This window comes from Paenibacillus sp. MAHUQ-45, assembly GCF_058133325.1.
In genome coordinates this window covers 63,868-76,334 of sequence record NZ_JBYUPV010000017.1, presented here as the reverse complement: position 1 = coordinate 76,334, position 12,467 = coordinate 63,868, and the positions used below count along the sequence as shown (strand labels likewise).

The 12,467-nt window shown below is 48.5% G+C and carries 11 protein-coding genes; 10 read left to right on the top strand and 1 reads right to left on the bottom strand.

All coding sequences use genetic code 11. The annotated features are described in order from the left end of the window. Positions 1-28 precede the first annotated feature (28 nt). The 3 genes from AC3Y23_RS26425 to AC3Y23_RS26415 are packed head-to-tail and all read left to right on the top strand — an operon-like array spanning position 29 to position 2,023. Positions 29-1,015 (top strand): Gfo/Idh/MocA family protein, encoded by a 987-nt coding sequence (locus AC3Y23_RS26425; RefSeq protein WP_379204807.1) that lies wholly within the window; start codon positions 29-31, stop codon positions 1,013-1,015. A 19-nt stretch (positions 1,016-1,034) separates the two neighbouring features. Continuing rightward, positions 1,035-1,910: a radical SAM/SPASM domain-containing protein gene (locus tag AC3Y23_RS26420; RefSeq protein ID WP_379204804.1), complete on the top strand. Its 876-nt coding sequence runs from the start codon at positions 1,035-1,037 to the stop codon at positions 1,908-1,910. After that, the gene (locus AC3Y23_RS26415) at positions 1,871-2,023 is read left to right on the top strand and encodes a hypothetical protein (protein ID WP_379204802.1); all 153 of its coding nucleotides are present in this window, start codon (positions 1,871-1,873) and stop codon (positions 2,021-2,023) included. Before AC3Y23_RS26420 ends, AC3Y23_RS26415 begins: the two co-directional genes overlap by 40 nt. A gap of 570 nt (positions 2,024-2,593) precedes the next feature. On the opposite strand, the gene AC3Y23_RS26410 is transcribed toward AC3Y23_RS26415, so the two are convergent. Then, entirely contained in the window at positions 2,594-3,427 is an 834-nt protein-coding gene (locus AC3Y23_RS26410; protein WP_379204800.1) for an AraC family transcriptional regulator, read from the bottom strand. A 118-nt stretch (positions 3,428-3,545) separates the two neighbouring features. Between AC3Y23_RS26410 and AC3Y23_RS26405 the strand changes: the two genes are divergently transcribed. The 7 genes from AC3Y23_RS26405 (at position 3,546) to AC3Y23_RS26375 (ending at position 12,386) form a co-directional block, all read left to right on the top strand. Further along, complete coding sequence (locus AC3Y23_RS26405; protein ID WP_379204798.1) at positions 3,546-5,576, top strand: beta-galactosidase; 2,031 nt, start codon at positions 3,546-3,548, stop codon at positions 5,574-5,576. A gap of 357 nt (positions 5,577-5,933) precedes the next feature. Continuing rightward, on the top strand, positions 5,934-7,055 hold the full coding sequence (locus AC3Y23_RS26400) for a hypothetical protein (protein ID WP_379204796.1): 1,122 nt from the start codon (positions 5,934-5,936) through the stop codon (positions 7,053-7,055). Positions 7,056-7,163: 108 nt separating this feature from the next. Further along, positions 7,164-8,084 (top strand): polyprenyl synthetase family protein, encoded by a 921-nt coding sequence (locus AC3Y23_RS26395; RefSeq protein ID WP_379204794.1) that lies wholly within the window; start codon positions 7,164-7,166, stop codon positions 8,082-8,084. 128 nt (positions 8,085-8,212) lie between these two features. Further along, positions 8,213-8,386, top strand: coding sequence for a competence pheromone ComX (gene comX / locus AC3Y23_RS26390; protein ID WP_379204792.1), 174 nt, complete (start codon positions 8,213-8,215; stop codon positions 8,384-8,386). 34 nt (positions 8,387-8,420) lie between these two features. Next, entirely contained in the window at positions 8,421-10,802 is a 2,382-nt protein-coding gene (locus tag AC3Y23_RS26385) for a sensor histidine kinase (RefSeq protein ID WP_379204790.1), read from the top strand. Next, a complete protein-coding gene (locus AC3Y23_RS26380) occupies positions 10,780-11,439 on the top strand; it encodes a response regulator transcription factor (RefSeq protein WP_379204787.1) in 660 nt (219 codons plus the stop codon). Before AC3Y23_RS26385 ends, AC3Y23_RS26380 begins: the two co-directional genes overlap by 23 nt. Before the next feature lie 389 nt (positions 11,440-11,828). Next, positions 11,829-12,386 carry an SLOG family protein gene (locus AC3Y23_RS26375; protein ID WP_379204785.1) on the top strand — a complete coding sequence of 186 codons (558 nt, stop codon included), beginning with the start codon at positions 11,829-11,831 and terminating at the stop codon, positions 12,384-12,386. Positions 12,387-12,467 lie beyond the last annotated feature (81 nt).

The following is a 12,467-nucleotide window of genomic DNA, read 5'->3' as shown; positions in this document are numbered from 1 at the left end:
GTAGAATAAAAAAGGACGGGATCACATCATGACAATTCGATTTGGGGTCATAGGGACCAACTGGATTACAGACCGCTTTGTTCAAGCCGGCTTGGAGAACGAGGAATTTCTTCTGACAGCGGTGTATTCTCGTACGCAGGAGAAAGGCGAGGCATTTGCGGCCAAATATGCGGGGGCGACGATTTACACTGATCTGGAGGCGATGGTATCCAGCAAAGAAGTGGATGCGGTGTACATTGCCAGTCCCAATTCGATGCATGCGGAGCAGGCGGTTATCTGTCTCAATCACGGTAAGCACGTCCTGTGCGAGAAGCCTGCTGCTTCCAACAGTGCAGAGCTTCGAGCAGTTATTGAGGCGGCGCGCAGCAACAACGTGCTGTTCATGGAGGCGATGAAATCGACCTTTATGCCGAACTTTAGAATTGTTAAGGAGAATCTGTATAAAATCGGGCGTATTCGCCGTTATTTTGCAAGCTATTGTCAATACTCGTCGAGATATGATGCTTTCCGTCAGGGGACGGTTCTAAACGCATTCAATCCTATCTATTCCAATGGATCTCTAATGGATCTAGGCATCTATTGTTTGTATCCGATGGTGGCGTTGTTTGGCAAACCGGAGTCTGTGCAGGCGGTGGGTGTACTGCTGTCCTCAGGTGTGGATGGTGAAGGAAGTATCGTGATGCGCTATGACGATATGGATGCTGTCGTAATGCATTCGAAGATTGCAGATTCCTATCTCCCCGCCGAGATTCAGGGTGAGAACGGTACGATGGTTATAGATAAGATCAATCAGCCTTATCAGGTGAAAGTCCATTACCGCGACGGAACGGTAGAGGAATTGACCCAGCCGCAGGTGTTTGAGTCCATGTATTATGAAGTTGAGGAGTTCATCCAACTGCTCAAGAACGGTGAACGGGAGAGCAGTATCAACAGCCATGCCAATTCGCTAGCGGTATCTGAAATTATGGAGGAAGCCAGAGCACAGATCGGACTCCGGTATGCTTCAGATCTATGAAAGGAACGGAGGGCCAGGATTGAAGACATTTAAGAAGGTATACATCGAGATAACAAGTGTCTGCAACCTCGCCTGCAGCTTTTGCCCGCAAACGGCCCGGCAGAAAAATTTCATGAAGCCGGACACGTTCACCAAGATTCTCGACGAGATCAAACCACATACCAATCATATTTATTTGCATGTCAAAGGCGAGCCGCTGCTGCACCCTCGTGTTGCAGAGCTGCTGGATATTGCGGATACCAAAGGATTCAAGGTCAACATTACGACCAACGGAACGCTGATTCATAAAGCCGGGCCGAAAATTCTGGGTAAACCTGCGCTGCGGCAGATGAATTTCTCGCTACACAGCTTCGACGGGCATGAAGGCTCGGAGAACCGCGAGGGCTATGTGTCGGAGATTATCGATTTTGCTAAACAGGCAGCGGAGCTCGGGGTGCTGATCTCCTTCCGGTTGTGGAATCTGACCGAGGATAATATGACGAACCTGGAGCGGAGCCGCAATCGGGAGACGCTTTCTTTGCTGGAAGAGGCGTTTGACCTTGATTTCAAGATTGAGGAAAAGGTTATGCCCGGCAGCGGCGTGAAGATTGCGCCGCGTATCTACCTGAACCAGGATCACGAGTTCAGGTGGCCCGCTCTTCACGAGCCGGAGGATGACGGCAAGGGCTTCTGCCACGCACTGCGGTCTCAGGCCGCTGTGCTAGTGGATGGCACCGTCGTTCCTTGCTGTCTCGACGGTGAAGGGGTAATCAATCTCGGCAATCTGCACGAGACTCCATTCTCCCAGATTGTTGAAGGCGAGCGCGCCAACAATCTGTACTATGGCTTCTCCCGCAGGGAAGCCGTGGAGGAACTATGCCGAAAGTGCGGCTATCGCCAGCGCTTCGGCACCTGAATGCCCGGGATGCGGGCATTAGAGAAGCAGGCAGCTCCCCTTGGGAAGAGGGGAGCTGCCTGCTTTTTGGTGTGCGGTTTGCGGGTGCCGCCGGCTGGAGAGCGGCAGCATAATGTGTTGTGTTTGATGATCCAAAGTGCACGGCAATTTGGATCACCGGTTTTACTTTTCAAGTTTGAGGCTGGAGTGGGCTTGTGTCGTGTTAAGGATATTTATTCAGTTATCTTGGGCTGGATTTTCCGTGTCTACTTTCATACTTCATAGTCTAATTCAGTCAGAGGATTGAAAATTTAAAATAGAGGCAAAATTGTATGTTAAATTCAGGTATATAGCGGTTTTTAGGGAATTAAGAGCATTTTTGTACCCTAATTTTGAGATTGAAGGCATTTTGAGAAAAATAGGATGATTTAACATACAATTATGCACTTAAATGCGTTAAAAACCATTTCTGGGTTAAAATAAGGTGCAAATTTACCCTTAATCTTCAATATCACCCAACCCAACCCATACTTGGACTCCCGAAATCTATGAAGTGCATAAGCAGTTGGATTACTTTACCTTGTCGGCGTATACCGCGCTCATAGAAGATGTGCTGGAGAGAGTGCGAGTTTTAAAGCATCCTTCAGTCACTATTCAGGATATTTAATACAATGTAACGCCAAAAAAAACTGCACTGAACGGTATCAGTGCAGCTTGCGGAATTGATCAGGGGTCGTACCTGACTGCTTGCGGAAGGTTGCTACAAAATGGCTGACATCGCGGAAGCCGACCCGCTGTGAAATTGTTTTGACGGTCAGCTGGCGCTCACTAAGAAGCATCTCCTTGCTCTTGCGGATGCGTAGCCGGACAAAATAGGCATAAGGCGACAGTCCGAAAGTTTGGAGGAACAGGCTGTTAAGGTAACGGCCGGACACTCCAAGCTGGGTGGACAGCTCTAGCAGTCCGATATCCGGGTTGCCATAGTGGATATTCATCCATTTTAGCAGAGGCTGCAGCTTGTCCAGATTGCGGGAAATGGTGGTGTTGTTATGAAGCTGCCCGTATTTGCTCAGCGTCAGGAGAAAACGGTAGGCGTCGCTGGAGGCCTCAAGTCCGAACATATCGCCGCCCGCGTCATGACGGTCCAGCATCTCTTCCAGCATATATGAGAGAGGGGCTTCACTCTCCCAGCGATAAAAAGCGTTATCCTCCATTCCGAGTGCCTCCAGAATGTGCCGAATAGAATTACCGCTGAATGTCAAATAATAGGTATGCCAGCTGGCAGATACCGCCTCGTAGCTATGAGGCACATGAGGGAGCAGCAGGACGCCGCTTCCTTCGGTCAACGAGAGTGTTTTATTGTCAAAATGAATGACCCCTTCACCCTGCGAAGTCTGAATCCAGTGGTAGGTATGGTAGCCGTCGGGACGAGATATTTTCTCCTGATCCGGATAGTGGCCCATGCTGTCCAGCGAGACTGGCAAATGCTGTCCCCCCTCGGGGGCGAATACAATTCTGCGGTGTGTGGTTGCTGTCAAAGCATCCACCTCCTTCAGTTCTATATTATTATACTGATGGTCAGAAATTTTATATTTAAAGGGAGTGATTAACCGTTTACAATAAATATATAATTATACTATAAAGGATGTGCCAAGCATGATCAACGATAAATTGCCGAAGATTTGGTACGGCGGTGACTATAACCCTGAGCAGTGGGACGCCCCGACATGGGCCGAAGATGAGCGTATGTTCAAACTGGCTGGCATTGATGTTGCAACAATAAATGTATTCTCTTGGGCTATGCTTCAACCCGATGAAGATACGTATGATTTCTCTTTCCTCGATGCCCAAATGGATCGTCTCTATAAGAGTGGTACGTATGTCTGTCTTGCAACATCCACGGCTGCGCATCCGGCTTGGATGGCACGCAAATACCCTGAAGTAACTCAAGTCGATGTGAAGGGTAGAAAGCGTAAATTCGGCGGACGCCATAATTCTAATATGAATAGCCCTATCTATCGTAAATTTGCTGAACGTCTAGCAAGCAAGCTGGCAGAGCGCTACAAAGATCACCCAGCACTAGTCGCTTGGCATATCAACAATGAGATTAGCAACTACGATTATTCAGAGCAATCTGCGGCTGCTTTCCGTGTGTGGTTGAAGAAGCGTTACGGCTCCCTTGATGTGGTGAACAAGGTGTGGAATACTCGTTTCTGGGGACATACATTCTACGACTGGGATGAGATTGTTCTCCCTAGCGAGCTGAGTGAAGAATGGGATGGCAATAATACGAACTTCCAGGGCCTCTCCCTTGATTTCCGCAGATTCATGAATGACGCACATCTGGAATGCTATTTGCTTGAATACAATGCGATTAAAAAGCATTGTCCGAATGTGCAGATCACTACGAACCTGATGGGCTTCTATCCAGGGCTGAACTACTTCGATTGGGCTGAGCATCTGGATGTAATCTCTTGGGACAACTATCCTGCATTGGATACTCCGGTTAGCTTTACTGCAATGTCGCATGATCTGATGCGTGGACTAAAGAGTGGACAACCGTTCATGCTGATGGAGCAGACGCCAAGCCAGCAGAACTGGCAGGCGTACAACTCCTTGAAGCGCCCGGGCGTAATGCGCTTGTGGAGCTATCAAGCAGTAGCTCACGGCGCGGACACTGTGCTGTTCTTCCAGCTTCGCCGTTCTGTCGGTGCATGTGAGAAGTACCATGGTGCAGTAATTGAGCACGTAGGTCATGAGCACACCCGTGTCTTCCGCGAGACTGCAGAGCTGGGCAGAGAGCTTCAGCTACTGGGCGATGAACTGCTGGATGCGCGCGGCGAAGCTAAGGTCGGTATTCTGTACGATTGGGAAAACCGCTGGGCGGTTGAATTGTCCAGTGGGCCTTCCGTAGGCTTGGATTATGTCAATGAAATTCACAAGTATTATGACGCACTGTATCAAGAAAACATCGAAGCCGATATGATCGGTCTAAAAGAAGATTTCTCCAAATATAAAGTGATCATTGCTCCGGTGTTGTACATGCTTAAACCGGGTGTAAAAGAGAAGATCGAAGCTTTCGTGAGGGCAGGCGGCACGTTCGTGACCACCTACTTCAGCGGAATCGTCAACGAGAACGACATTGTTACCTTGGGCGGATATCCGGGTGAACTGCGCAATCTGCTTGGGATTTGGGCTGAAGAGATCGACTCTCTGCTGCCTGAAATGAGTAATGAGATTGTGATGGAGAAGAGCTGGGGCGAGCTGAGTGGTTCGTACAAATGCAATCTGCTCTGCGATCTGATCCACTCGGAGGGTGCAGAGGTACTGGCTCGTTATGGCACTGACTTCTACCAAGGTATGCCAGTCTTGACTGCCAACACCTTTGGTGAAGGTAAGGCGTATTATGTCGCTACCAGCCCGGATGCAGCATTCCTGCGCGGATTCCTGGGCAACCTGTGCGCGGAGCAGAACATTCTTCCGCTGGTGAAAGCACCAGCAGGAATCGAATCCGTACAACGGGTGAAAAATGGCGTATCCTATCTGTTCCTGCTGAACCATACAAATGGCGAATTGAGCGCCGACATTGGTTCCACTGAGCGTACAGACCTGCTGACTGGCAACAAAGTTAGCGGTACGGCAGCAATTCCGGCACATGGTGTGCTGATCCTGTCTGACAAGAAGTAAGATAGATTTATACAAGGGCGGCTTCATGGATGCGGATTACCGCAATCTATGAAGCCGTTTTTTTTGCGAATAGTGGGGGTTAACTCTGATTTTGGTCTGATTATGTTGAAATGAAGCGTGGGGAGTATCCATCAATTGAGTACTCCCCGCTTTTTTATGTGGATTTAGCCCCAAGGAGAGCCGCTTGTGTGGTATCCCAAATTTATATCACGACCTGCGTGTTCTCCTCAGCCCCGCAAAAAGTATGTGGTTTTCCTACATCACATATTCGGTGAGGACATACCACAGCTGTGTTAAGGTAAGCGGGTACGGTTTGTTGGGACAATGATCACAGAAGCGACGGGAGTTGTATGATTGATGAGTGGAGAGGGCAGCGGTACGCAGGTGCGTACGATCAACTGCTATTTATACGATAACGAGGCTACTGCTTTTCTGATGCAGGGTGTGATCCGGTTTGTTCAAGCTAGAAGATTGATGAATGTGATTTTTCGGAGAAGCTGGACCAATGGGTTCCATATGAAAATAAGCTTTCCCACCGCGGAAGCGGACAACGGGATTGAGGCGGTTATACGCCGTCTGGCGGAGCGCTACAGTCGGCCCAGACTGCAGACTGAATACGATAATTACGAGAACATCCTGCACAAACAAGCCGAGTTGGAGAATTACACCGGTAATTACCTCCCGCTGCGCATGGATGGCGAAGTGACTGTGGAGGAAGAAGTAGAGTTCCACCATAGGAACGCCATCGGCAGCTTGCGGATGAATTATGAGATTGAACTGCTCAAAAGCCAGCTGCTAGTAGATCTTTTTGATACATGGGCAGCCCTGTCCGAGGAACGGCAAAATATTGAATGCGCTAAAATCTTTTTGATTAATGTCAATCGATCTGCGGGAGGACTGAGATACGGATACTTGTCACTGCGCGCCAATCTGGAATATATCAAAGGCCAGATGGAGCTGTCCGGCAGACAGAACGGCTTGGAATGGAATGCCTGGGAGCATCTGTTCCATCGGACTGAGGAGGAGCAGCAGTTTATTCAAGTGGGTCTGCAGCGCTTTGCCGAAGGGAAATATGAACGTGAATTTATATTTGGTAGGATGCAAATCTTCATAGACTGCCTGCTTACGATTCTTAATCAGGCGTTCGAGAACGGGGAGATAACCCTACAGAAGCTGCTGGAGGATAGTGACTTCATTCAGCGTTATGATGCGCTTAATGACTTTCACCTCATTTTTCATTCCCTGGCGGATTTCCAGAAGCATTGCGACGACAAAGGGTTTATCATCTACCGGATGATCGACTCCATCCTGTATTCACTAATGTCGCTTCTTCAGGTATCTGCTGTCCGGAAGCAGCTAATTTCAGGGCTGATTGCGGAGACTGTGGAGCAAGGTTTGTCTTTAAGCTGGCGGGAGGCGTACCAGGAGCTCAGCGCGGTTCTTATGAACGGTGAAACGAATGAGCGAATGGTTCACTAATCCCTACTAAGGAAGATTAATTTACTTATAAGTAAAACTATGGAATAAAAATCCTATATCAGATAAAATAGAGATTATATACTATGCATTCCGATGCGGGGGGATATCGTGGAAGATGGTGCAATGAAGCTGGCAGAAGAGATGGAAGCCCAGGTACTACGCAGTTTTGCTGAAGACTACCTGTACGAGGCAGCATTAGCCTCCGTAAAGGTGAAAGTAACAGAATCGTTAATGTGTGGCCGAATGACGCTGCTTCATTACCGGATGTTCGGCGGCTGTGGGGATGATATATACCGCGCGGCGGCTGCGGTGGAATTCATGATCCTGGCACTAGATATTATTGACGATATTCAGGACGATGACCACAAGGCTATGCCATGGAATGATTTGCCGAAGAATATTGCTCTAAATCTTGCGATTGCTTTTCTGACGCTCTCTCATGAGACACTTCTGCACTGCCGTTTCCCCGCTGAACATATTCATAAAGCCGCAGCGTACCTGAGCCGCCAGGTGATAACAGCAACGAACGGACAGACGCTGGATCTGCTGAACACGATCTCCACAGAGGAAGAGTACTTCACTATGGTCAAGCAAAAATCGGCGGCACTTTTAGTCTGTGCTTGTATGATCGGCGTGATCCTGGCAACGGGCGACGTTTCTCCTCATGTAGAGGAATACGCAATGGAAATAGGCGTTTCGGCACAGATTAAGAATGATTTCCGGGACTTGCTGAACTGGGATCATAAAAGTGATTTTCTGCAGCGCAAAAGAACACTTCCGCTGTTGTTCTTGCTCTCCTCTATCAACCAGGAGGATGAACGTTGGGTGGCTGATTACTTTGAAGGCCGTCTGGAGCTCAGCGATATTCTGCATCGAAGTGAGGAATTTGCCGCCATTGTGGAACGTACCGGAACATCCATGTACGCTTCCTTCCGGGAGCGGTCCTCTTATTATCATTTTCGCGAGATTCTGGACAGCATGGGGCTGGAGTCGCCATGGAAACAGGCACTGATTGCTGCGGCGGAATAGTCCAAGTAACGCAGACCGCAAAGAGGTTTGCGGGAAATACGGGACAGGTTGTCGTTTGAGGATAGGGTTAGACCTGATATATTGGGTTCAGAAAGTGTAATCTACTATCCTATTAGGAGGAATTTAATATGTTGAAAGAAATGTTCCAGAATATCGTGAAGAACCCACAGGCGCAAGTACAATTTCAGAGTGGACAGCTTCAGCTCGCTGGTATGACGAGTTGGGAGCGCAAGGCACTGATGGATATTATCCGTGACAAAAAGCCTGAGAATGTTATGCGTACCAACCGTTACTGGTACTAAGAAAGAATAACTGCTGTGATGGAGGCTTGAACCTTTGCCCAGATTGTGCGCCAAACTTAAATTAATAACGTTCCTGCTTCCTTTGCTGCTGCTGGTATTCTATTTGAGTAATGTTGTACTGAACCAGCAGAAGATCGGAGTCAGTGTGCACATGAGCGATCTTGGACAAGTTGTGGTGGCCGAGATTGACCGGGACAGTTGGGCCAACGGCCAGTTACAGCAGGGGGATATCCTCACTGCTATCAATGGAGAGGCAGCGGCTGATTATGAGCTTGTCCAGAAGTATAAAGTGATTGAACGGGCAGAGACGCTTGATGTGATCCGCAAGGGGAATGAGGGGGAGGTCGCAAGGCTTCACTTCATCGTAGAAGGCAGGATTTCCAATTGGAGCCTGATTCTCCACCTTGTGTTTCCAAGTGTCTCTTTGCTGTTGTTTCTCGTCTTCTCTTTTCAGGTATATTACAGGCAAAAACATGACCGGGCGGCTAATATCTTGATTTTGTTCTTCCTGAGTATCGGTCTGAGTTATTTCAGCTCCACAGCCTCCGGCTTGGTCGATCCGATTGGAAGAATTACCCTGGGGTGGAGCTTCTCTCTGCTGCCTGTTTTCTTCGCCCATTTCATGAGGGAATATCTCGCACGCTACAAGGAGGATTTCATCTCTCTTGTCTGGCTAAGAGTGCTTTACTTCACGGCCTGTCTGGTGGGAGGTATCGTCACTCTGAGTGCTCTGACCGACTATTCTATGCTTTTAATAGAGTCGAGGGTGCTGCTAGTCTTCTTCAGCTTCACGAATGTTTGGATTGTCTGCAAACTGATTGGAAAATATTACAGACACCGTACAGGTGAGCTGCAGGTCCTGTTCAAGTTTACAATGATTGGGCATGTGCTTGCTTTTTTACCGTTCTTGCTACTTTACAGTGTACCGGAGCTATGGGGAGTCTCGGTAGTACCAGCCGAGATCTCGGCAATATCTTTATTTGCCATACCGATTGTGTATTTCTATCTGTTTATGACTCGTCGTCTCTTTGATATTGATTTTGTCCTGAACCGTTTTATGTACTATACGGCAATTTCGTTTGTTCCAGCGGTGCTCATTATCGGGCTGACGGCTGGGATTTTGAAGCAATCACAGTTTACCTGGCTGAAATGGGTACAGATTTTTCTGGTGGTCTATTTTATTCTGACTGTGTTTCTCTTCGCCAAGGAATTCATAGATTTTCGTTTGCGGCGCAGCTTTTTGAAGGAGTCTTATAATTTTCAGGGCAGCATTGAACGGTTCTCTAAGCATGTCTCTCGGGTCATGAAGATTTCCGATTTGGAACAGGTACTGGTACGTGAGATTCGGACGATTCTTCCGGTGAGTGAGCTGGTCTTTCTGAAGCTTACCTATGACCAGGAGTCTGGGCATCATACGTTTACGGGGGCGGAGCGGCTTAAGCCGGAAATTGTTCGTAGCCTTCAGGAAAGGGCCCTGCACCCGGCTGTGGGTGAGCTGATTGCGCTGCCGCAAGGCGTATGTCTTGTCATTGGCCATTACCGAATGACTCATGAGCTGCTATGGATCGATGATAAGGACAATCATACCAGTCTTAATCTGGATGAACGCACCTGGCTGCGGACGATTGCTCATTACTGTGGGATTGTCTATGAGAATCTTTACCTCATTGAAGGACTGATTGAGGACCTTGAGGCACAAATGAAGAATCAGCAGGATGTGCCGTCCTGGGTGCTGCGCCTGATCTTTACCCTTTCGGAGAATGAGCGGAGACGACTCGCTGCTGATCTGCATGATGCGGCGCTCCAGGATCAGCTGATTTGGTACCGCAAGCTGGAAGCGCTTATGCTCGATTATCCTATGAAGGACGAACTATGGAAGCAACTGGAGCTGATTAAGGAAGGTCTGCTAGATGTCATTCATCAAATCCGCCAGACCTGTAATGAGCTGCGCCCGCCGCTGCTGAACGAGATGGGATTGATCGAGTCACTGGAGCAGTTGTTTGCGGAGGAGCGGCTTCGTTCGAATTATTCGATCACACTCCAGACGAATATGGCGTCGATCGAATTAAATGACTCACAGATTCTTGCGGTCTACCGGATTGTGCAGGAACTTCTCCGCAACGCGGGCAAGCATGCCCAGGCTACCGATATCCAGATTGAGCTGGAGCAGAAGGGGGAGCAAGTGTTTTTTCATTACAAGGACAATGGGCGCGGATTAGAGCTGTCCAAACTACAGGATTCCTTCAGGCATATGGGGATATCCGGGATCAAGGAACGGGTCCGTAGCTTGGATGGAGAAGTATGCTTTTACTCGGAATTGAACAAGGGCTTTGAGGTTCGTCTGATGTTCCCGCTGATGCCGACATCAAGGAATGGGGAAGGAGGCGGTTCTAATGATCACCATCTTGCTGGTTGACGATCATCCGTCTGTCTGCGAAGGAACCAAAAATATGATTGAGCAAGACCCCGATATGCAGGTCACGGTTTGTTACACCTCAGTTGAGGCTCTGGAGCTGGTAAAAACGCAGCAGTTTGATGTTATGCTGTTCGACTTGAACATTCCTGTCATCAGCGGCCTTGAACTGACCAAGCGAATGCTGCAAATCAATCCCGACTACTGTATTCTGATCTATACCGGCTACGAGCTCAGCCCACATTTTAACCTGCTGGTAGAAGCCGGTGTCTCGGGTATGGTCAGCAAGACTGCAACGCGTGAACAACTACTAAGTGCTATCCGCTGTTCCCTCAGAGGTGAAGCGGTAATTCCGATTCCACTCCTGCGGCAGCTTCGGCGCAATGAAGTCCGTCTGTCAGCCACCCGTGAGGATCGACGTCTGGAGGAGGTCTCAATCAATGAGCGGGAGCAGGAGATTCTCCAGCAGGTGGCTGGAGGGAGCAGCAATAAGGAGATTGCCGGGCGATTACTGATGAGTCAGCGAACGGTGGAATATAATTTGACGCGTATATTTGAGAAGCTGGGGGTCCGTTCACGATCGGAGGCGATTATGGAAGCTAAGCGGCTGGGACTGATACATACTGGGGATTTCTTATAAGAGAGCACTCGTACCCTCCTTAAGGTGGCGGCTGGTGCTTTTTTTATGGGATGAATGTTAGATAGTTGGGAAAGCAGGTTTAGATTAGATAAGATGAATAAAAGAAATAACAAAAAGCGAGAAGGAGCGAAGGTGAAGTTTGGAACTGTAGGAGCGAAAGCGATCGCCTGAAAGCTTTCTGCAGGAAAGCTCGCATCGGAAGCCTAAGCTGTCACCAGATTTCAACCGCTAGAAGCGGTTTATAGAAGAAATCTGGTGACAACAGCGACCGGAAGTCCAAACATTCACCGTAGTAACGACCGAGCCTTACGTTTGTATCTTAAATTCAACTCATATCGATAATGTATTATATAATGTTAAGAAAAGCAGCGGAGAGAAAGAGGCAAGGTATGAAAACATTATTGGTGACAGGCTACCGTGCGCATGAACTCGGAATTTTTGACAACAAACATCAAGGGATCCCTTATATCAAAAAAGCCATTGCTGCCAGGTTGCTTCCTCTTGTGGAAGAAGGGCTGGAATGGGTGATCACGCCGGGCCAATATGGTGTTGATCTCTGGGCCTGTGAAGTGGTGCTGGAGTTGAAACGGGAGTATCCAGACCTGAAGCTGGGCATCATTACTGCTCATGCCGCACCGGAGGAGAAGTGGAAGGAAGAGAAACAGAACGAATACCGCCGTATCGTGTCCAGTGCGGACTATTATGGTGCGGTCAGTAACGCTCCCTACGACGGAAGTTGGCAGTTCCGGGCTAGAGATGATCTGCTGTTCCGTAAGAGCGACGGCATTCTTCTGTTCTATGATGAGGAGGCGGCCGAAGGCAGTCCGAAATTCATGAAGGAGAAGGCACTTAAGCTCCATGCAGAGAGTGACTATGGATTGTTGTTGATTCATGCGGATGAAATTCAGAATATTGCGGATGAAGAGGCCCGAAGTGATTTTGAATAACAGATTATGCTGTTGGTCATGGTATTTTTCTGCTGGATAGGTCAGGAGAATTTGGGGCTAAAGCGCGAAAAAAATATTTTT

What these genes read in the sequence shown, in the direction of transcription:
- AC3Y23_RS26405 (WP_379204798.1), top strand. Translation starts at nt 3,546, where the DNA reads ATGATCAACGATAAATTGCCGAAGATTTGGTACGGCGGTGACTATAAC.
- AC3Y23_RS26425 (WP_379204807.1), top strand. Translation starts at nt 29, where the DNA reads ATGACAATTCGATTTGGGGTCATAGGGACCAACTGGATTACAGACCGC.
- comX (WP_379204792.1), top strand. Translation starts at nt 8,213, where the DNA reads ATGTTGAAAGAAATGTTCCAGAATATCGTGAAGAACCCACAGGCGCAA.
- AC3Y23_RS26400 (WP_379204796.1), top strand. Translation starts at nt 5,934, where the DNA reads ATGAGTGGAGAGGGCAGCGGTACGCAGGTGCGTACGATCAACTGCTAT.
- AC3Y23_RS26380 (WP_379204787.1), top strand. Translation starts at nt 10,780, where the DNA reads ATGATCACCATCTTGCTGGTTGACGATCATCCGTCTGTCTGCGAAGGA.
- AC3Y23_RS26375 (WP_379204785.1), top strand. Translation starts at nt 11,829, where the DNA reads ATGAAAACATTATTGGTGACAGGCTACCGTGCGCATGAACTCGGAATT.
- AC3Y23_RS26415 (WP_379204802.1), top strand. Translation starts at nt 1,871, where the DNA reads ATGCCGAAAGTGCGGCTATCGCCAGCGCTTCGGCACCTGAATGCCCGG.